The 20,917-nt window shown below is 63.3% G+C and carries 18 protein-coding genes and 1 pseudogene; 15 read left to right on the top strand and 4 right to left on the bottom strand.

Annotated features, from left to right (window positions below):
- The first annotated feature begins 158 nt into the window (after nt 1–158).
- Complete coding sequence (locus E3T43_RS10070; protein WP_134472367.1) at nt 159–854, top strand: GntR family transcriptional regulator; 696 nt, start codon at nt 159–161, stop codon at nt 852–854.
- A complete protein-coding gene (gene proC / locus E3T43_RS10065; protein ID WP_166791296.1) occupies nt 847–1,683 on the top strand; it encodes a pyrroline-5-carboxylate reductase in 837 nt (278 codons plus the stop codon). The genes E3T43_RS10070 and proC overlap by 8 nt, the downstream gene beginning before the upstream one ends.
- 23 nt (nt 1,684–1,706) lie before the next feature.
- Here the strand turns inward: proC and E3T43_RS10060 are convergent, their stop codons facing one another.
- The 3 genes from E3T43_RS10060 to E3T43_RS10050 are packed head-to-tail and all read right to left on the bottom strand — an operon-like array spanning nt 1,707 to nt 6,669.
- A complete protein-coding gene (locus E3T43_RS10060) occupies nt 1,707–2,915 on the bottom strand; it encodes an amidohydrolase family protein (RefSeq protein ID WP_134472365.1) in 1,209 nt (402 codons plus the stop codon).
- On the bottom strand, nt 2,912–4,621 hold the full coding sequence (locus E3T43_RS10055) for a hydantoinase B/oxoprolinase family protein (RefSeq protein WP_134472364.1): 1,710 nt from the start codon (nt 4,619–4,621) through the stop codon (nt 2,912–2,914). Before E3T43_RS10055 ends, E3T43_RS10060 begins: the two co-directional genes overlap by 4 nt.
- A 2-nt stretch (nt 4,622–4,623) precedes the next feature.
- Complete coding sequence (locus E3T43_RS10050) at nt 4,624–6,669, bottom strand: hydantoinase/oxoprolinase family protein (RefSeq protein ID WP_134472363.1); 2,046 nt, start codon at nt 6,667–6,669, stop codon at nt 4,624–4,626.
- A 202-nt stretch (nt 6,670–6,871) separates the two neighbouring features.
- On the opposite strand from E3T43_RS10050, the gene E3T43_RS10045 reads away from it, so the two are divergent.
- From E3T43_RS10045 to E3T43_RS09995, 11 genes are all read left to right on the top strand, one after another.
- On the top strand, nt 6,872–7,180 hold the full coding sequence (locus tag E3T43_RS10045; protein WP_134472362.1) for a hypothetical protein: 309 nt from the start codon (nt 6,872–6,874) through the stop codon (nt 7,178–7,180).
- Between the two features lie 109 nt (nt 7,181–7,289).
- Nucleotides 7,290–8,324: a sugar ABC transporter substrate-binding protein gene (locus E3T43_RS10040; RefSeq protein WP_134472361.1), complete on the top strand. Its 1,035-nt coding sequence runs from the start codon at nt 7,290–7,292 to the stop codon at nt 8,322–8,324.
- A 7-nt stretch (nt 8,325–8,331) separates the two neighbouring features.
- A complete protein-coding gene (locus E3T43_RS10035) occupies nt 8,332–9,876 on the top strand; it encodes a sugar ABC transporter ATP-binding protein (RefSeq protein ID WP_134472360.1) in 1,545 nt (514 codons plus the stop codon).
- Nucleotides 9,873–10,847, top strand: coding sequence for an ABC transporter permease (locus E3T43_RS10030; RefSeq protein ID WP_134472359.1), 975 nt, complete (start codon nt 9,873–9,875; stop codon nt 10,845–10,847). Before E3T43_RS10035 ends, E3T43_RS10030 begins: the two co-directional genes overlap by 4 nt.
- A gap of 84 nt (nt 10,848–10,931) precedes the next feature.
- Entirely contained in the window at nt 10,932–12,113 is a 1,182-nt protein-coding gene (locus E3T43_RS10025) for an FAD-binding oxidoreductase (protein WP_134472358.1), read from the top strand.
- Nucleotides 12,113–12,445: a (2Fe-2S)-binding protein gene (locus tag E3T43_RS10020; protein ID WP_134472357.1), complete on the top strand. Its 333-nt coding sequence runs from the start codon at nt 12,113–12,115 to the stop codon at nt 12,443–12,445. Before E3T43_RS10025 ends, E3T43_RS10020 begins: the two co-directional genes overlap by 1 nt.
- Nucleotides 12,438–13,931: an FAD/NAD(P)-binding oxidoreductase gene (locus E3T43_RS10015; protein WP_134472356.1), complete on the top strand. Its 1,494-nt coding sequence runs from the start codon at nt 12,438–12,440 to the stop codon at nt 13,929–13,931. Before E3T43_RS10020 ends, E3T43_RS10015 begins: the two co-directional genes overlap by 8 nt.
- Before the next feature lie 52 nt (nt 13,932–13,983).
- Nucleotides 13,984–14,901: a dihydrodipicolinate synthase family protein gene (locus E3T43_RS10010; protein ID WP_134472355.1), complete on the top strand. Its 918-nt coding sequence runs from the start codon at nt 13,984–13,986 to the stop codon at nt 14,899–14,901.
- 42 nt (nt 14,902–14,943) lie between these two features.
- Nucleotides 14,944–15,945: a proline racemase family protein gene (locus E3T43_RS10005; RefSeq protein ID WP_134472354.1), complete on the top strand. Its 1,002-nt coding sequence runs from the start codon at nt 14,944–14,946 to the stop codon at nt 15,943–15,945.
- 8 nt (nt 15,946–15,953) lie between these two features.
- Entirely contained in the window at nt 15,954–17,471 is a 1,518-nt protein-coding gene (locus E3T43_RS10000; protein ID WP_134472353.1) for an aldehyde dehydrogenase family protein, read from the top strand.
- Nucleotides 17,472–17,501: 30 nt separating this feature from the next.
- Nucleotides 17,502–18,938, top strand: coding sequence for a hypothetical protein (locus E3T43_RS09995; protein ID WP_134472352.1), 1,437 nt, complete (start codon nt 17,502–17,504; stop codon nt 18,936–18,938).
- A gap of 3 nt (nt 18,939–18,941) precedes the next feature.
- Here the strand turns inward: E3T43_RS09995 and E3T43_RS09990 are convergent, their stop codons facing one another.
- Nucleotides 18,942–19,196, bottom strand: a complete 255-nt coding sequence (locus E3T43_RS09990; protein WP_166791298.1) for a hypothetical protein — start codon at nt 19,194–19,196, stop codon at nt 18,942–18,944.
- Between the two features lie 194 nt (nt 19,197–19,390).
- On the opposite strand from E3T43_RS09990, the pseudogene E3T43_RS09985 reads away from it, so the two are divergent.
- Together E3T43_RS09985 and E3T43_RS19745 are read left to right on the top strand one after the other, a co-directional pair.
- Nucleotides 19,391–20,227, top strand: a pseudogene (locus tag E3T43_RS09985) (ornithine cyclodeaminase family protein); the annotation flags it as partial.
- A 241-nt stretch (nt 20,228–20,468) separates the two neighbouring features.
- Nucleotides 20,469–20,888 (top strand): tyrosine-type recombinase/integrase, encoded by a 420-nt coding sequence (locus E3T43_RS19745; protein WP_370449934.1) that lies wholly within the window; start codon nt 20,469–20,471, stop codon nt 20,886–20,888.
- Nucleotides 20,889–20,917: the final 29 nt, after the last annotated feature.

Here is a 20,917-nt window from a genome sequence, read left to right as displayed (position 1 = left end):
CACGCTCCGGCCACGGAGCCGGCATCGGCCCCTGTCGTAAGCACGGGCGACATCCTGGATTCGTCGCCCACCATTGCCATTCCGGGCTGTAATATGGCATATGCCACACTTGCGCAAGGGCGCGCCACTGATCCCGTGACCGAGAGTTGGAAGCACCTATGAAGACCAGTCAGAGCATCCACCGCATCGGACCAGTGGCAAGCCTCCGTGCAGAGGTGGAGCAAGCGCTCTCCTCCGCTATTATCTCGGGCGAACTGGAGCCGGGCAAAGTTGTCTCCGTGCCAACTCTCGCAGCACAATTCGAAGTGTCTGCAACACCAGTGCGCGAAGCCATGCTCGACCTCGAGAAACGCGGTTTCGTGGAATCCGTGCGCAACAAAGGCTTCCGCATCACCCATGTCGGTGAGGACGACCTACGCGAGATCGTGCAGGTACGACGCTGGCTCGAGGTTCCGGCTACGCGACTTGCAGCGGAGGTCTTTCCCGCCGAAGACCTTCCGCGGTTCCGCAGTCTCGCCGACAAGATCAAACAGGCGGCCACAGAAGGACGCTTCGCCGACTACCTCGCCGCGGATTCCGACTTTCACCTCGCGATCATGCGACTGACCGGCAATGGACGACTCGTGAGGCTGGTCGCGGAGCTGCGCAGCCAGACCCGCATGGTCGGCCTCGCCGAGCTACGTGACACTGTGGAACTTGAGAAGTCAGCCAACGAACACCATGTGCTGCTCGACTTGCTCGCGGCCGGCAAGCCTGACGAAGCCGAGGAACTCATGCATCGCCATATCGGTCATATTCTTGGTTGGTGGGCCGGTCGTCGAGAAGATCAAGCCGAGATTGACGCTAGTGCTTGAACTCCCCACAGCGGCCATCCTTGGTGCGGGCTCGATGGGCCGCGCCGTCCTTTCCGGTCTGCTGAGCCCCGACGTTACCGTCAACGGAGGGATCCGCACCACAAATCGTTCGGTCCAGAAAGCCGCCGCTCTCGCGGGACTCAGCGACGTCACCGCTCTGGCGACCGAGTCAACGCCGGAAGCGAACGTCCGCGCCGTGACCGGCGCCGGCCTGGTGGTGATCGCTGTCAAGCCCTACATGGTCAGCGACCTGCTTCGTGAGATTCGTGACGCACTCGAACCGGATGTCGTGGTGGTCAGCGTCGCCGCCGGGGTGCTCCTCGAATCCTTCGAACGCTCGCTGCCGGCGTCCACCGCGCTCGTGCGGGCGATGCCCAACACGCCGGCCTCGATCGGTCTCGGCGTGACTGGACTCACTCAGGGAGGCTCGACAACCAACGAGCAGTTCGCGCTCATTCGTCGCCTATTTCAGAGCCTCGGTGATGTCATCGAGGTTCCGGAATCCATGATCGATGTCGTCAGCTCAATCTCTGGATCCGGTCCCGCCTATATTTACTACTTGGTCGAGCAACTCACCGCTGCGGCGATCGCTAAGGGCTTCACTGCTGAGCAGGCTGCCATCCTCGTGAACGGCACTCTCACGGGAGCTGCGGCTCTCCTCACCAGCTCGGGCCTCGATCCGCGAGAACTCCGCCGCCAGGTCACTAGCCCGAAGGGCACGACCGAGCGGGCCATCGCGGTTCTCGAAGCGGCGAACCTCTCCGAGCTCTTCGACAGGGCCACGAATGCCGCGATAGCGCGCTCACGCGAGCTCTCATTGGGTAGCTGAAACCCAACTACTCCTGAACTTGTCTAGACGGTGAGGCCTGCCTGGACTACGGTTCGGGGTCGTGATTCGTCCCAAAGCGCTGCGCTGTCGTTGAAGGGATTCCCGTCGAGTAATAGCAGGTCGCCCACGAATCCTTCCGCGATCCGGCCCACGCTCGTCGTGTTGAGCAGAGAAGCATTGACCGAAGTCAATGACCGCATGACATCCCCGACAGACTCCACCTCGAGTTGCAATCGAATGCCGAGTAGCTGGTCGTTGGCGAGTTCAGACATCAGGTCGCTGCCGAAGCCGATTGAGACCCCGGCAGCACGCGCAATCGCGACCGCCTCGCGGCCGGCGGAGAGTACTTCCTGGTTCTTCGCGCGAGAGATCGGGTTGAGGTTGACCTCGTCGCCCCTGCGGTTCATTGCGTCGTAGGCGATGAGCGTCGGCACGAGGTAGGCGTCGCGTTCGCGCATGAGGGCGGCCGCCTCGACGTCGAGCAGGTTACCGTGCTCGATTGATCGCACACCGTTTGCCACCGAGTGGATGATGGCTTCCGGCGAGTAGGCGTGCGCAGCGACGTAGCTGCCGCGCCTCGTGGCTTCCTCTGTCACCGCCCGCACTTCATCGGCCGAGTACTGCGGGACACGGATCGGATCGGTGAGTGATACGACGCCACCCGACGTCATGATCTTGATGGCGTGGGCGCCACCGCGGAAGCGGTTACGCACAGCTTTACGCAGTTCGTCGACCCCATCGGCAATCTCATTCATGTGTCCGCTGTCGAAGCACACGTCGAGGTCGCCCGGTCGGGGATCCCCGTGTCCGCCTGTCTGGCTGAGAGCTGCACCGGTGTAGAAGTAGCGCGGTGAAGGAAAGAGTCCTTCCTCGACGGCGCGCGCGAGACCGAGGTCGCCCCCTGCGACGTCACGAACTGTGGTGAACCCGCGCCGCAGGGCGCTCCCGAGGCGGGCCGTGCCGTTGATTGCGACGTAGCTGAGCGGACGCAGTTCGAGTTCGAGCCCACCCATTGCCGAGCTGTAGGCGTGGAAGTGGGCGTCGATCAGGCCCGGCATCACAACGCGGCCCCTGGCATCGATCGTGTGCATTGCGGGCGTGACCGCGGTGCCAATCTCACGGATGATGCCTTCTGCAATGTGGATGTGCGCCTCGACGAGGTCGTCGGAGGCTCCGTCGAAGACGAGCGCGTTCGTTATCGTGAGGGTGCCAACGCGGGCGGGCGCGGTCACTTTGCGGCTCGCAGTGCTCTCGTTGCCTCAGTATCGATGACGAGGTCAGGGCTGATAATGACTCCATAGTCGAGTCGCGCTGCCTCGAGGCCTACGAAGCCGTTGACGACATCGACGAGTACGCGCTCGGCTGCCCGGTCGAATGGGGAGCCGTAGCCCCCTCCTCCGCCCGTGATGTTTGCGAGCACGTCGCCAGCATGTAGGGAATTGTAACTTCCTGCGGTGACGACCTCACGTTCGGTTCCTGGGTTGAGGACGATTCGTGCGCTCTTGCCCTCGTCACCGCCCGCGATGGACCACGGCGGCGACTTCGTCTTGTACACGAGGCAGATCCCTGTGGCGTCGGCCGTGAAGCGGTAGACGCGGCTCACGCCGACACCGCCGCGGTGTTCGCCGGCGCCTCCGCTGTCCGCGACGTAGCCGTAGGAGTCGATGATCATCGTGGACTTGGTCTCAAGAACTTCAACGGGGTTGTTGCGGCAGCCCGGTTCGGAAAGATGCATGATCCCATCTTCGCCGTCACCGTTCATGTGTCCACCGAACCCGACGGCTTCGTTGGTCGCCTCGAGCCAGGATTCGCCGGTGCGCGGGTTGACGCCGAGGCCCATCATGGAGGAGACGTCACCTCCCGAGCTGGCCGGAATGCGGTCGGGCATGCCTTGGGCGAGCGCCTTCAGCACGACCTCACCCGCGAGCAGACCGGTCCACAGTGTGAAGGTCGGCATCGGCGGCACTGCATGCATCACTGAGCCGGGCTCGGTGATGACGCGCAGCGGCGCGAAGTTGCCGGCGACAACAGGTGAGTTCGGTGTCGTGATCGACTTGAAGATTAGGCTGCAGAGCGCCTCGGTTTGGCCGACCGGGAGATTAATCGGACCTCGCACGTTCATCTCGCTTCCGGTCCAATCGACGATCATCTCGTCGTCGGTGATGGTCACGGTCGCGTTCATCTTGATCAGGCGATCGAGGTCAACGCCATCACTGTCGACGAAGTCCGAGGCAGACCAAGTGCCCTTCGGCAAGCGGGCGAGCGCGAGGCGAGCGAGTTTCTCCCCGTGGGCGTTGATGGCGACCATCGCGTCAAGCAGGGCATCGACGCCGTACTTGGCCGCGACGTCCTGGGTGCGGCGCACACCGGTGACGCAGGCAGAGACCTGGGCCTGAATATCACCGATCGTGTGCTTCGGCATCCGGCTATTGAAGCGGATTATGTTGAAGATGTCCTCGTTCTGAACGCCCTCTCGGTAAAGCCGGGAGACCGGAAAGACCAGGCCCTCCTGGTACATGTCCGTGGAGTCGAGGACGTAGCCGGCGTCCTTCTGCTTCAGGTCTAGCACGTGGATGCGGCACGAGGTGAAGCCGATGAGCTCGCCCTCGAAATGAATGGGCGCGAACACGAGCGGGTCAAGGGTGTGGGCGGACGACCAATACGGGTAATTCAGAATGAAGACGTCTCCCGGGAGCATCTTTTCCTTGCCGATGAACTCGATCGACTTCTTGATGCCGTGGTCATTGCCGCGAGTGAAAATCGCAATTCCCGGGGCATCGGCGACCACGTCACCGTTAGCGTCGTGGATACCGATGCCGTAGTCGTGGATTTCGTAAACGACCGTGTTGTATGCAGTGCGACACAGGTTGCGTGCCATTTCTTCTGCGCCGGCGAGGAGCCCGTGGCGGATGATCTCGATGATGATGGGGTCGCCCATTGTCAGGCCTCCTTGCTGTAGTCGATAGTGATGACGAGTTCGCCGTAGCTGCCGACTTCGAGTCGATCGCCTTCGTGCATGACAGTCGTCGCAGTGTGTTCAGCGATGACCGCCGGGCCGACGATGACGTCGCCTGCCATAAGAGACTCTCGTGTGATGAGGTTATAGCTGCTGCCCTCGTCGGCGAACGCGTAGACGGTGCGTTGGCCATAGCCGCTCGGTTCGCCACTCGTGCGCGCCTGATAGAGGGGAAGTTCGGGCTTATCGACGAGTCCGACAGCGCGTAGCCGTACGGTGGTGATTTCGATGTCATCGTCCATTACATGGCCGAACAGCCGCTCGTGCATGACGGCAAAATCCTTCGTAATCGCAGCGATCACGTCGTTCGTGCCTTCGGGGAACTGCACTGTGGCCGAATGCTCCTGGCCCGCGTATCGCACGTCAACGGTGCGGTGAACGACCTGCTTCTCCGAATCGAAGCCTTCAGTACTGAGGACTGCAGCCGACTCTTCCTCCATCGAGCTGAATGCATCGAGGAAGAAGTCGGCGTCGACATCGGACAGCGAGACGACCGAGGTGCGGGCAAAGTCATGCTGCACGTCGGCCATCAGCATGCCAAGCGCGGAGAACGCGCCCTGGCCCGGAGGCACGATGACCGTAGGGATACCGAGTTCGCGCGCAACGTCGATCGCGACGAGACCACCACCACCGCCGAAGGACAGCAGGGCAAAGTCTTTCGGGTCACGGCCAAGTTCAACGGTGATCGCACGCACGGCACCGACGATCTTGGTGGTGGAGATACGAATGATTCCCCTCGCGAGCTCCGTCGCGCCCAGTCCCAGCTCGGCGGCGATCGCCGACATTGACTTCGTGGCGTTTTCGAGGTTGAGCGTGAGGTCGCCGCCGAGGGGAGAGTCGGTGCCCATATAGCCGAGCACGAGGGCCGCATCAGTGAAGGTCGGCTGCACTCCACCACGCCCGTAGGCTGCAGGACCCGGCCGCGCACCAGCACTCTGTGGGCCGACTTGGAGCGCGCCGGCCTCATCCGTCCACGCTATCGAGCCGCCTCCTGCGCCGATCGTATGAATGTAAAGCGATGGCGTATTGATCGGCATTCCCTCGAACTCGGCACCTTGGTACATCACGGGCTCGTTGTCAAGAATGAGGGACGCATCGAGGCTCGTGCCGCCCATGTCGATGGTGATCAGGTTGGGGGCATCGATGAGCTTCGAGAGAGCGGCAGCGCCGATTACGCCGCCTGCTGGGCCGGAGAGAATGAGGTTTACCGGCTGCTGGCCAGCAGCCTCCGCCGTCATAGCGCCGCCGCCGGAACGTGACATGAGGAACTGGCCGGTGAACCCATCGTGCTGGAGGCCTTGCTGCAGCTTGGTGAGGTAGTTGCGCACGATCGGCTTGATGTAGGCGTCGAGAACGGCGGTGCTCGTACGCTCGTATTCGCGGTATTCGCGAGACAACTGGTGCGAAAGGGTCACTTCGACGTCGGGCGCTTCCTCGGAGAGCACTTCGAGCATGCGCAGCTCGTGGCTGGGGTTCGCGTAGGAGTGCAGGAACGCGACGGCTACGGCCTCGTAGCCGCCGGCGGCAATCTGCTGTGCCACACGGCGGGCATCGTCTTCATCGAACGGCATCGCGATGCGGCCATCGAAGTAGCTGCGCTCCCGCACCTCGAAGGTGTCCTTGCGATCGAGAAGCGCCGGAGGCTTCGTAAAAGTGATGTCGTACATGGCGCGACGGTCCGTGCGACCGAGGAGGTAGACATCCCGAAAGCCGAAAGTGGAGATGACGGCGACGCGCGCACCCGTGCGCGTCAGGAGCGAGTTGAGGCCGAGGGTGGTTCCGTGGTTAAACATGGCGACATCGGCTGGGTTCGTCTCCGCTTTGCTGAACCCGTTCATTACTCCGCGGGTCGGTGCATCCGGAGTGGTGGGCACTTTTTCGAAGCGCATTTCACCGGTTGCGGGGGTGAGCTTGACGACATCGGTGAAGGTGCCTCCGACGTCGATCGCGATCCGCACATCGTGTGCCATGGTGGGCATTCCTTTCGTTGTTAACATCGTGTGGCTGCACACGATATAAGTAATATGTCACATTTCACATTGCGAAAGATAGTCACTCTTGTAACGCGAATATTTCGGGCAAGCCAGACGCACCATGGATGCCGTTTCTCACGACGCCGCTGTGTGGTATTTCACATACTATTAGCCGTAATTCAACCTGGAGGAGTTACCCATGATCCGCACCACCCTGATCCTGCCAGCATCGCCAGACGTTGTAGACGCCGTAATTGGCGTCTACAACGAGTACGACATCCTGCAGTATTCACTCGATAACTCCGAAGCCGTCGCCTCGGAGTTATCCGTCGCCACCGACGGCAGCGGCGCGATCCTTGTCACCGCGGTTTGGCCTTCCACAGCGGCCTACCAGGGCTGGCTCGACAACCCCGAACGCGAACGCACCGGCACGATCCTGCGCGAGTTACTCAAGGACGCCGTGGGGGTGGGTCAAACCTGGAAGATCGACCAGTCGGTTTCGAAATAATCCATAAGAACACGCCGGAAATCCCACTGACATGCTATTGAAATATGGCATGTGACATATTACTCTTGCAGCACCAACCATCATTTCTGTATCGATATCGGAGGTAAAAATGCAGTCTCGACGACCACTCGTCGCCACCGGGGTCACCGCCCTTGCGGCATTCAGCGTCATCGCACTCACAGCTTGTTCGGGAGCATCAACGACCCCCGCTGCGGACGGCAGCGAAAGTTACACGATTGCCGTCCTGGCGGCATCCAGCCAGAACGGATACAGCCAGGCCGTATACAAGGGCGTCGAGGAGGCCGCGAAGGCCTCCGGTGTCGACATCAAGCTTCAGCTCCTCGACGGTAAGTTCGACGCCAACACGCAGCTTTCCCAGATGCAAAATGCCACAACCTCAGGCAATGTCGACGGTGTCGTCGTCATCCCCAACGACGGACCCGGGCTCGCCGCAGCCTTCCCTCTCGCTACTGATACTCCGGTCGTCTCCGTGCTCGTTCCGATCGGTTCCGACATCGAGGAAATGGAGCCGCAGGTCGAGGGTGTCGTATCGACGGTTGCAGTAGCTCCATCGGCTGCAGCAGCCAAGCAGGCGGAGGGCGTTGTCGACTACTGCGCCAACATCAGCCCCTGCAAGGTCGTCCTCCTCATGGGCTTCCTGGCCTCGCCGCTCGACGTCGCGCGCGTCGCGGCATACAACGCCGTCCTGGCAGAGCACGACAACATCAAGGTTGTCGCCACCACGGAGGGGCAGTACAACCCGGACGTCGCGCTCACCGCGATGACGAACGTATTGCAGGCCAACCCTGACATCAACGTCGTCCTCTCCAACGCGGACCAGGACTCCGCGGGAGCCCAGATCGCCCTGACGGCCGCCGCCATCGAGCTCAGCTCGGTCTACATCACCGGTGGCGGTGGGACAACCGCCGCCGTCGCCGCTGTTCGGGACGGTTCGTGGAAAGCCGACTATCTGAACTTCCCGGTCAGCATGGGTAAAGCCGCACTTGAGCAGCTGCTGAACAAACTGCAGGGGAAGGACGTCAAGACCTGGGTTGACGCCGATACAGCGGGCGGAGTCGAGCCTTTTGCCACCAAGGAAACACTGGACAAGACGCCCGAGTTCCTCGGCGAGTGGGACGGCTAGTCTCCATATGACAAGCACGGAGAAGGATTCCACCGCTACGGTGGCGCCGATCGTCGACATACGGAACGTGTCCAAGCGTTTCGGCGGCACGCAGGCACTCAGGGACGTCAGCATCTCCCTGGCTGCCGGCGAAGTTCACGCCTTTGTCGGCGAGAACGGGGCCGGAAAGTCGACCCTCGGCAAAATCGTAGCCGGCCTCTATACCCCCGATTCAGGTGCCCTCCTAGTCTCGGGAGCGGAGGTGTCGCGGTGGGATCCTCTCCGTGCCCAGCGTGCCGGGGTGGTGATGATCGCGCAGGAGCTGTCGCTCGTGCCCGATCTGACGGTAGAACAGAATGTGTTCCTCGGGATTGAGCATAATTCGCTCGGCGTTCTCACCTCTGATCTGTCCGCGCGGTTTGCCGAACTCGAGAGCGAGGCCCGGTTCGGGCTGTCGCCGAAAACGAAGGTCGGGTCACTGCGCATTGCCGACCAGCAGAAGGTCGAGATCATGCGGGCGCTTGCCCGCGACGCCCGGGTCATAGTAATGGACGAACCAACATCGTCTCTCACGGCCCACGAAACGGCCCGGCTGCACGAGCTCATCCTCGGGCTCAAGTCCCAGGGACGCACGGTCGTCTACGTCTCCCATTTTCTCGACGCTGTAATCGAAGTCTGTGACACCGTCTCCGTCTTGCGAGATGGCCAGCTCGTGCGCACCGCGAGGGTCGCGGACGAAACCAAACGGTCAATCGTCGAGGCGATGCTTGGCACTCAGCTGGAATCCCTGTTCCCCGTGCGCGCTCCCGCGGTTCCACCATCCGTCGAACCACTTCTCACTGTCACCAAGATCGCGAGCGATAACGGCGTCGTCGATGCATCTATCATTGTGCGCCCAGGAGAGATCGTCGGGCTCCTCGGCCTTGTCGGAAGCGGACGTACAGAAATACTGAAGACCATTTTCGGGAAGGACAGGCTGACCTCCGGCACGATCATCTTTGACGGCGAAACGATCCCGTCATCCAGCCCTCGCGAGTCCATTGCACGCGGCATGGCCCTGGTCCCGGAAGACAGACACAAGGAGGGACTCGTGCTGGTGCGTTCGGTGCGCGAAAATGTCTCCCTCGCCTTCCTCGACCGATTTTCCCATCTCGGCCTCATCGACGGCCGCAGGGAGAAAGAACACGTCACCCGTGCCGTTACCGATCTCGCCATGCGGCCACCTGCCATCGGCCTGCCGATCTCCGGATTCTCGGGCGGCAACCAACAAAAGGCATTGCTGGCGAAGTGGCTCATTGGCGGACCACGACTCGTCATCTTGGATGAACCAACACGCGGCGTCGACATCGGTGCCAAGTTCACGATCTACGAGGCGATCGTTGAGCTCGCAAAACAGGGCGTGGCCGTTCTCCTCGTCTCAAGCGAGCACGAGGAAGTACTCAACCTCGCACACCGCGCCTACCTCGTCAGCGGTGGATGCACCCGCGGCGAAATTGAGCCGGCCACAACTTCGATCGACCAGCTACTGCTCAGACTTTTTTCTGTATCGGAACTCAAGGAGAACGTGTCATGACCACCACAACCAGCACCGGGACCCGGCGCATTGCGCCCGCCCAGGTCCTCTTCTTCGTGCGTGACTACGCCGTGCTCATCCTCCTGGCGATACTGCTCGCAGTGCTCGCAGCCGTATCCCCTTCATTCTTCACATTCCCGAACTTCGTCAACATTGTCAATCAGAACGTCCCGCTCGGGATCATCGCGGTCGCCGGAACATTCGTCATCATCTCAGGAAACTTCGATCTGTCGACTGGGGCCATATACGCGGTTGGCAGCGTTACTGCGGCGGCAGTCGCGACGTCCACCGGCAATCCTTGGCTCGGCCTCGCCGCAGCCCCGATCGCAGGTTTGGCCCTCGGCCTCATAAACGGCCTCGCGGTCACCGCTCTGAAAGTGCATTCCTTTCTCGCCACACTCGCCACGAGCCTCGCCTTTGGAGCGATTGCCGTGCTCATCACAGGCGGCTCGCTTATTACGGTCAAAGTCCTTGGCTTCACCGACCTCGGTCGCGCACGCGTCGGCGGAGTGTACGTCGCGGTCTTCGTACTCATCGCCGTGATCGCAATCGGATGGTTCCTATTGCAGAAGACCGTCTTCGGTCGTCACGTCTTTGCGGTCGGCGGGAACGAACACGCCGCGGAGCTCTCCGGCGTGCGCGTCTCCCGCACGCGCATTTCGGTGTTCGTTCTCAGCGGCCTCGCTGCCGGCATGGCGGCGGCCATCGGCGTCTCGCGTATTGCCTCCGGACAGCCCCAGGCTGGCCTCGGGATAGAACTCGACGCTATCGCTGCCATCGTCCTCGGCGGCACGAGTATCAATGGCGGTGTCGGGGCCGTCTGGCGCTCCATCGCCGGAGTGTTCCTAATCGCCTTGATCGGCAACGGCTTCGACATCATGAACATCAATGCGCAACTCAAGGACTTGGTCACGGGAGTGATAATCCTTGTAGCCGTCGCTCTCGCTGCGATCGGCAAACGCGGCCGTTGAGCCCTCTTTGCGGGGGGCCATTCTCGTATAGTGTGTGATATGTTACATATTATCGAGTGTTGATCAGAGGGGAAGGAGGAAGCCTTGCACGTTATCGTCATCGGGGCTGGCATCATTGGTGCCGCCACGGCTCGCAGCCTTTCCCAGCTCGGCGTCGACGTCACCGTCGTTGATCGCGGTCTCACCGCAAGCGGGACCTCGTCGGCCGGGGAGGGCAACCTCCTCCTCTCGGACAAAGGCCCCGGTAGTGAGCTGGCACTCGCCCAGCACTCATCGAGACTTTGGCCGACCGTGGCCGCGGAATTGGCCGACCAGCTCGGCCCCCGATTCCCGTCGATCGAGTTCGACCGCAAGGGCGGCCTCGTTGTCGCGACCACGGAGGCCGGCGCAACTCCGCTGCTAGAGTTCGCGGTTAGCCAGCTCGTTGCCGGCGTCGACGCTCAGCCGATCGGACTCGACGACGCGCTCAGACTCGAGCCCGACCTCAACCCTGCCATCACCGCAGCTGTCTACTACCCCGAGGACGCCCAGGTTCAGCCCGTCATCGCGACGGAAGCACTGCTCGCGTCCGCCAGACTCACCGGGAGGGTGAGCGTTATACTCAATGCCCCCGTGCTGGGCGGAATCAGAGACGCGAGCGACGCCCTCGTCGGCATCAGCATTCCCGGCAGAGGATTACGGGCGGATGCTGTAGTGATCGCCGCCGGTCCATGGTCCGGCCAAGTATCCGCCGCTCTCGGCGTTGACCTCCCGGTTCGCCCACGCCGCGGCGTCGTCCTTGTAACCACCCGTATGCGTCACCGCATTTTCCACAAGGTTTACGACGCCGACTACGTGGGCGCCGTCGAATCAAACGACGCCGATCTGCAGACCTCCAGCGTCGTCGAGAGCACCGAAGCAGGAACCGTACTCATTGGCTCCTCCCGTCAGCAAATCGGGTTCGAGTCAGGGCTGCAAGTGGAAGTCTTGAGGGAACTCGCGACCAAGGCGCTGCGGCTTTTTCCATTCCTCGCCACCGCATCGATAATGCGCAGCTACGGCGGTTTCCGCCCCTTCATGCCCGATCACCTCCCTGTCATCGGAGCAGACCCCCGTCTACCCGGGCTATGGCATGCGACCGGGCACGAGGGAGCAGGAATCGGCCTGAGCCTCGCGACCGGTGACCTGCTCGCTGCCCTGCTTACGGGCGGCGAGCCGGCGATCAACGCCGAACCGTTCTCGCCGGGACGCCAATCCCTTGCCACCCACTTGAAGCAGGCATCCTGATGGTCGCGCGCAGACTCCCCTCGTTCGGTGACCGGATCCGTCCCCTGGCCGACGAGCCGATCAGCATTATCGTCGATGGCGCCGTCGTTCAGGGGGTCCGCGGACAGACCATCGCTGGCGTGTTACTCGGTTCTGGGACTCTCGCCTGGCGGACGACCTCCTCGAATCAACGCCCGCGAGGCGTCTTCTGCGGCATCGGCGTCTGCTTCGACTGCGTGATCGTGGTGAACGACCTGCGCGATGTCCGCGCTTGCCTGCGCCGCGCTTCCGAAGGCGACATTGTGACGACCCAGTACGACGCGCTGCCCACGAAAGAGGTCAAGCATGACTAACGTCCTGGTGATCGGCGCGGGCCCCGCTGGCCTCGCCGCGGCCCGCTCCGCGCTTCTGCAGGGCGCATCAGTGACGATTCTTGACTCGAGCGACGAAATCGGTGGCCAATACTGGCGGCACCTGCCGCCCTCGCGCCCCGCGGAACGCGAGAGTCTCCTCCACCACGGTTGGGCACGCTTCGTCCAACTGCGTGCTGAACTCGAGGGCGATGGGGGCTGCCGCGTACTCACCAACGCTCAAGTCTGGGCGATCGAGACGGCCGACGGCACACCCGGCATAGTTCACGTCGCAGTAGGTGAGCCAGACGGTGTGGACCGGGAGCAACTGGAGCTGCGGCCCGACGGGATCGTCCTCGCCACCGGCGCTTACGACCGCACCCTGCCTTTCCCCGGCTGGGACTTGCCCGGAGTGTTCACCGCGGGAGCCGCCCAGGCCCTCGCCAAGGGCGAGCGGATGTCCATCGGCCAGCGCGTCGTAGTTGCCGGCGCCGGACCCTTCCTCCTGCCAGTCGCCGCCTCGCTCGCCCAGACCGGATCCACGGTGCTCGGCGTCTTCGAAGCAAGCACACCCGCTCGGCTCGCCGCCGGCTGGCTACCCAAACCTTGGGAGCTCGTCCGTGCCGCAAAAAAGGGCGGGGAGCTCGCCGGCTACATCTCCAACCACGTGCGCAACCGCATTCCGTACCACATTGGAAAAGCTGTCATCCGAGCTAATGGCAACGACCGGGTCGAATCAGTCGTAATCGCGTCCGTCGATGCGCACTGGGCGCCCATAGCTGGAACCGAGAAGACGGTCGAGGTCGATGCCGTGTGCGTCGGCCACGGGTTCACGCCACGGCTTGAACTCGCCATCGCCGCCGGATGCGAACTCGACGCCAATAAGTTCGTTCTCGTCGACGAATCCCAGCTCACGACTGTCTTGGGCGCCTACGCCGCCGGCGAGGTGACCGGGATCGGCGGGGTCGACCTCGCCCTCGCAGAAGGTGAGATCGCCGGCCACTGCGCCGCGGGAGGATCGGTGAGTGACCCCGCCCTCCGCTCGGCCGTTCGGCGCCGCACCACCTATCGCTCATTCGCAGCCCGAATCGAGAGCGCTCACGCCGTCCGCACGGGTTGGCCTAGCTGGCTGACAGACGAAACCGTTATCTGCCGGTGCGAAGAGGTCACCTACGGCGAGCTGTGTTCGACGGCCGAGGCTACCGACAACTCCGGGCTTCGCTCGCTCAAGCTCTCCACGCGTGTCGGCCTCGGCATCTGCCAGGCTCGCGTGTGCGGGCGCACCGCCGAAGAGCTCATTGCACGCCTCGCGCCCCCGGAGCGGCCGCAGGATCCGTTTACGACCGGCCGGCGCCCGATCGCCTCGCCAATGCGCCTCAGCGAACTTGCCACTCTGGCGTCGACGTCGACGTCGGCTGCGGCTGCGGGCGCTGCGGCTGCGGGCGCTGCGCCCGCGGCCGGGGCTGATTTTCGCCACCACTCAAATTAACCATCCACGCATACCTGTACGACTACCTGGGATCATTCCCGAGAGGACACTCATGACCGACAAGACCTTCGACCTCGGTGGCGTCATCGTCGCCACAACGCTCGCCTTCAAGGAAGACCCTTCCGCGCCTGGCGGGCTCGCCGTCGACTACGACCGTTTCGCCGAGCATTGCTCCTGGCTCATGGACAACGGCTGTCGTGGTGTTGGCCCCAATGGGTCGCTCGGCGAGTATTCTTCACTCACCGACGAAGAGCGCCGCAAGGTCATCCAGGTGGCAGTCGAGGCGGTGGGTGACCGCGGCCTCGTGATCGCGGGCGTACACGGAGTCGGCTGGCATCAGGCACAGAAATGGGCTGAGTTCGCGCGAGAAGACGGCGCCGACGGCGTGCTCCTCTTGCCGCCAACCCTTTACCGGGCGAACGATTCCGAAGTCATCGAGCACTACACGCGGGTTGCTGAGGTCGGACTGCCCATCATGGCCTACAACAACCCGATCGACACCAAGGTCGACCTAACGCCGAAACTGCTCGTCGAGCTCGCGAAAATCCCCGAGGTCGTCGCGGTCAAGGAATTCTCTGGTGACGTGCGTCGCGTATTCGAGATCCAGGAACTCACTGACCTCGACGTCATTGCAGGCGCGGATGACTTGCTTTTCGAGACACTTGTGGATGGAGCGGTCGGATGGTTCGCCGGCTACCCGAACGCATTCCCCAAAGAAGCCGTAGAAATCTACGATCTCGTGCAGGTCGGCAAACTCACGGAAGCTCGCGAGCTGTACAAGCACCTCGTCGCTGTGTTCCGTTGGGACTCCCGCGTGGAGTTCGTGCAGGCCATCAAACTGTCCATCGACATCGCCGGACAGAGCTTCGGCGGACCGACGCGTCCTCCGCGCGGGCCGCTCAGCGCAGAATACGAAGCGTTGGTGCGCGCGGACACCGAACGAGCGCTCAGCTACATCGCCGCCCGCTGAGCCGCTGAGCCGCTGAGCCGCTGACAAGTTGTAAGGGAAGTTATGCGTAGCAAGCGTATGTTTACCGCCGTTGATTCACACACGGAGGGTATGCCAACCCGCGTCGTGACGGGTGGCGTCGGGGTCATCCCCGGCGCCACCATGAACGAGAAGCGGCTGTACTTCATGGAGCACCTCGACGACATCCGTCTATTGCTCATGAACGAGCCCCGCGGTCACGCGGCCATGAGCGGAGCGATCCTGCAGGCGCCGACGCGGCCGGACGCCGACTGGGGCGTAGTGTTCATCGAAGTCTCCGGTTGCTTGCCGATGTGCGGCCACGGCACCATCGGGGTAGCGACCGTCCTGGTCGAGACTGGCATGGTAGACGTGCAGGAGCCGGTCACTATAATCCGTCTCGACACCCCGGCCGGCCTCGTCATCGCCCGCGTGAGCGTGCGTGACGGTCATGCGGAGTCGGTCACGCTGGAGAACGTGCCGTCGTACGTTGACCGCATGGATGCCATGATCGAGGTGCCCGGCCTCGGCACGATTCCCTACTCTCTCGCCTTCGGCGGCAATTTCTATGCGATGGTCGACCTCGACAGTGTCAACCTGCCGTTCGACCGGGATAGGCAACACGACATCATCGATGCCGGACTCGCGATCATGAACGCCATTAACGAGCAAAATCCCCCCCGGCATCCGACGATCGACGGTGTCGACCACTGCCACCACGTCGAGTTCATCGCCCCGGGTTCGACGGCGCAGCATTCGCGGCACGCGATGGCGATCTTCCCCGGCTGGTTCGACCGATCCCCGTGCGGCACCGGCACCTCGGCCCGCATGGCTGAGCTCTGGGCACGCGGCGAACTCGCCTTGGATACCGACTTCATTAACGAGTCGTTCATCGGCTCACGTTTCGTCGGGAGGCTCATCGCGGAGACCATGGTCGAGGGCATCCCTGCAGTCATTCCCACCATCACCGGGCGCGCGTGGGTCACCGGCATCGGGCAGTACATGCTTGACCCAAGCGACCCCTTCCCCACCGGTTTCCAATTCTAAGGAACATCATGACCACCCCCATCATCGGCTCCATCGAATCCATCGCCGCGACCGCCGCCGCCGCCGCACCCCTGTTCGCGGCCACTCCGCCACGAGCGCGTGCCGTCGCGCTCGTCACCGTCGCTGACTTGCTAATTGCCAACGCCGATGACCTCATCACCATCGGCATGAGCGAAACTGGGCTCAGCGAACAGCGACTGCGCGGGGAACTCAAACGCACCGCGGTTCAGCTCTGTCTCTTCGCTGAGGCCATCGCGGACGGCGCCTATATGGATGTGCGAATTGACCGGCGCGACCCGGAGTTCGTGTTGGGAGTGCGTCCCGACCTGCGCCGTTCCCTCGTTCCGCGTGGGCCGGTCCTCAACTACGCCGGCAGCAACTTCCCGTTCGCCTTCTCGGTCGCCGGTGGCGACTCGGCAGCAGCACTAGCGGCAGGGTGTCCGGTCATCCTGAAGGCGCACTCCGGGCATCCGTTGCTTTCTGAAGCGACGGCGGCGATCGTGATCGCCGGTCTCACCGCCGCCGGTATGCCGGTGGGAACGTTCCAGCTCGTTGCGGGGCAGGCGAAGGGGGTGGCACTGCTCAAGGACGACCGCATCCGCGCCGGATCATTCACTGGTTCGCTGCGAGCGGGTCGGCTACTAGCCGATCTGGCCGCCGCCCGCGCCCGCCCGATCCCGTTCTTCGGCGAGCTCGGCAGCGTCAACCCGGTTTATGCCCTGCCTTCGTTCTTTAGGAGCGATGAGGATGCCGCTGCCCTCGCCGCCGGCTACGCCTCGAGTGTCGCCGGCTCAGCAGGGCAACTCTGCACCAAACCGGGCTTCCTCTTCGTCCCTGCAACGTCACTCGACGCGGTCGCTTCGGCGGCGGCGTCAGCGGTCGCTTCTGTCCCGGAGCACAGGCTGCTCAACTCGTCGATCGCAGCCGGTTTCTCGGCAAGGCGCGCGGCAATCCTGAGTACCCCCGGCATCACTATCGTGGCGTCAGGTTCATTGCGCACTGATTCTGAAGAGCAAGTGTGGGCGACTCCGACGATCGTCGCAACGAGCGCCGAGGCCCTTGAGCTCGCCGGCGAAACCCTTCTTGACGAGGCCTTCGGCCCACTGTCGATCGTCGTCGGCTACCCGGACGAGTCAGAGCTCGCCTGTCTTGCCGAGCGCTTGTTCCCAGGCAATCTCACGTCGACGGTCTATGCCGCGGCGGACGACTCGACCGCGACACTCACCGGACTCTTCCATACGCTCGCCGAGACCTCCGGTCGCGTACTCTTCGGAGGCTGGCCGACCGGCGTCGCCGTCACCCCTGCGATGCAGCACGGCGGGCCCTGGCCTGCCACGACAAGCGACAACGGCACCTCCGTCGGGACTGCGGCGATCACCCGTTTCCTGCGTGCCGTGGCTTACCAGGACATGCCTCAGCAACTACTGCCGCCCGAGCTACGCGACGACAACCCCTGGGGCGTGCCCCAAAACATTGCCGCGGCGGGAGAATCGGTCAGCTGGGGCGACTCGTTCAACGTCGCCTAGCTGGTCACTGACAAGAATGAAGTCACATTGATGAACTTTCCGGTGAACGCCGGGTTCGGGGAACTCGACCTTGACGAGGCGGTAGCTCGTTTGACGTCCCCAAAGCACGACTTTCGTCTCGCTCATGAAGTAGCGGCGCTGGGTCCACGGGTCGCGCTCGTATCACCAGGGTCGTCCGAGGACCCCTGGGGCATTTTCGGCGCGCACTTTGGCCAGCTGTCGGCCGCCTCTCCCGACTTGCTGCGGGTCGGCATCGGTGCGGTGGCTGAACTGACAGCTGAGTCGGCACGCAGCCTCGGCCGACTCCTCGGAACCCGGCTCGAGAATCGGAGTCGCCTGGAAGAGATAGCGATCGATCTGAGCCCTCTGAGCGGCGGAACCCTGCCTGCCGCGCTCATCGCAGCTTTCCTGTCGGGCCTTCGCCGTTCCACCGACCGCACCTGCCGCTTCGCGGTCTTCATCAACCCCGCGACGGACTTCTACGAGGGCGAACTCGATCGGAGCATCGCGACCGGGGACGCTCAGTGGTTTTCGGCAGCCCTCACGGATACCCCGTCGAACCTGCTGACCCCTAGCGTTATGGCGGGAATCAGCCTCCAAATCGCGTTGGCTCTCGGACTCTCGTGCGTGGTGAGGAACGAGGACCGCCTTATCGCGGAAGGGTTCGGGGCCATTCTCGCGATCGGCGAAGGGTCAGCGAACCGCCCCTGCCTCGTCGAAATCGGTTCAACAGAGCCGGACGCCGTGGTCTTCGTTGGAAAAGGTGTCACTTTCGACTCAGGTGGCCTGTCGCTCAAGGGACCTGCCGGCATGCAGGGCATGCGCTATGACATGGCGGGTGCCGCCGCGGCACTGGCGGCGGTAGCCGCGCTGGCTCGCTGCGGAAACTCTGACGGCGTGCGAGCCGTATTTCCGCTCGTGGAGAACCTCCCCGGCCCGGGAGCTGTCAAACCGGGTGACGTCGTGCGTGCGTATGACGGTACTCGAATCCAGGTCATGGACACCGACTTCGAAGGGCGAGTGGTGCTCTCCGATGCGCTCGCGCTGGCGGGCGCATCGCAGCCGCGTGCGATCGTGAGTGTGGCCACACTCACACACCAGGCCACCGTCGCGCTTGGCGCGGAGGTCGCGGCGGTGCTATCACGTGATGCGGCACTCGGGCGGCAGCTACTTGCCGTCGCTGTGCGCGCGGGGGATGCGATGTGGCCGCTCCCGTGGGGTGAGCGCTACCGCAGCCAGGTGAGGCTCTCGCCGACGACCGTGCGAAACCATCCCATGGTCGACCAGGGGCGGGCCATCACCGCGGCGCTCTTCCTCGGCGAATTCGTTCCTGGCGACATAGCGTTCGCGCACATCGACCTCGGCGGCTCCGTCTGGGCCGGCGATGCCTCGACCGGGTCGGCCACGGGTACAGCGGTCGCGACGCTCATCGAACTTGCTCGCGAACTCACCGCCAAAATCCAATAGCGTTCACCCGACCATGTCGGTGGCGAGTCTTCGCTCAACATGCTGCAGGTGTTCGTGCCTGCTCTGTTCAAGCATCTTGCCCTCGGCCACGCAATTGACGGGAGGTAACGGGTATGTCACCTGAAATACTTTGACGGCGATCAGCCGGCAATCGGACGCCGTCCACACGACAATACGGCTGAATGACATCTCGTTCGACACAGCCACACTCAATCGGAAGAACGAACAGGATGTGCCTTGCGGTTCGTTCTGCTGCATCCCTGCCGAGCAAATTCCCGCGAGATTACGACGAAGCCGTCTGCTCGCCATCTGCGTTCTCCGCGCCCACGACCCATAAGGACTCTCTGTGACCCCCTCTGCACTTGACCTTCCGTACTTGAGGGTGAACCAGTCNCGCTCGAGGTGGCGCTGGCCTCGGGTCTCGATCCCGAGCAGGACAGCGAGCGACTGTTCAGCCGCGCTCCAGGGGGGGGGAGTTCTTGCTCATGCCGGGTCTGGGCGCGGAGTTCGCTGGCGTGAAAGTTCTCACAATGAGTGCGGGCAACGCCGCGGTCGGCCTTCCAAAGATTCAGGGTGTGTACGTGCTCTTCGACGCCCGCACCCTCGCGCCGGTTGCCTGCCTCGACGCTGCGGAACTCACACTCCTGCGGACCTCGGCCACGACTGCTCTCGCCGTCAAGCACATCCTGGCGGCTGATCCGCGACGGCTGGGACCGGACGGGGAAACGCCCGGCCCCTGCCGCCTCGTGATCTTCGGCACGGGTCCGCAGGCTTGGCGCCACATTGAGGCGATCGCTGCGATCACTGAGATCGCAGAGGTCGTTGTGGTGGGACGCAGCGCCGCAAAAATCGCCTCGGTCGTAGAGACATGCAATGCCAGCGGTATCACTGCGCGCGGCGGAACTGTTTCCGAGGTCGGCGACGCGGACATCGTCGTCTGCGTGACCTCGTCGACCACGCCCCTCTTCGAAGGCAAGCTGGTGCAGCCGCACGCTGTTGTCGCCGCGATCGGTTCACACGGCCTTGACGCCCGCGAGGTAGGCCCGGAACTGGCGCGTCGGGCTGATGTCGTCGTCGAGGCGCGTGCCTCGGCAATGCGCGAATCAGGCGACCTCATCCCTGCGCGGAGCGCCGAGGAGTGGGCGCTGGAACAGATTGTCAACCTCTCCGAGCTCGTGCGAGGCGGACTCGTCCGAAGCAGAGAACGGCCGGCACTGTACACGGGAGTAGGAATGGCGTGGCAGGATCTTGCTATCGCATCCGCCATCTACAATCAGCGCCTGGGCTAACCTCACACACAGCGGGTCCACGGGTCGGCCGACTGCGGCACAGGAAGGCCCGCTTCACCGACACCGTCGCCCTCGGGGGCCTGGTCTCATCGATCGGGTCGGTCGGCGACGCGTATGACAACGCCGCCGCTGAGACCGTGATGGGTGTGCACAAGAACGAGGCCATCAAGAAGTGACCCTGCAGAGGTTGACGCACTCCTTGCCGCTTGCGACCAGACCACGAGGATGGGCCGGCGTGATCATGCGATGTTCACCCTGGCGATCCAGACTGTGCTGCGCATCAGCGCAGATCATCGGACTCACCGTCGCTGACATCCACACCGGTGTCGGCGGGCACGTTCACTGCCTCAGCAAAGGCCGCAAAGAACGGCGCACACCTCTCCGACCGGCGACTGTCGCCGTCGTGAACGGATGGATCGACGAACATGGTGGTCCCGCCGACGCTGCGTTATTCGCCACCATCACCGGGCGCCCGCTCAGCCGCGACGCGATCGAACGAGGCATCCGACACACCGCCACCACTGCCGCCGCCTCCTGCCCATCCCTGACCGGGAAACGCGTCACCACACACACGCTGCGGCATTACGTGAAGGGACTGTCTCTTAAACGGTGTTTCCGGCCTGACGCGCCGGACTTGGGTCTGGCGGGAAAGGTGCCGTGATGACGACACTTGATGCTGTGACGAAGAAG

It is taken from the genome of Cryobacterium sp. Hh7 (assembly GCF_004403155.1).
Lineage (GTDB): Bacteria > Actinomycetota > Actinomycetes > Actinomycetales > Microbacteriaceae > Cryobacterium > Cryobacterium levicorallinum.
Note: the sequence above shows the minus strand (reverse complement) of the source record. Positions and strands in the feature narration are given on the sequence as shown.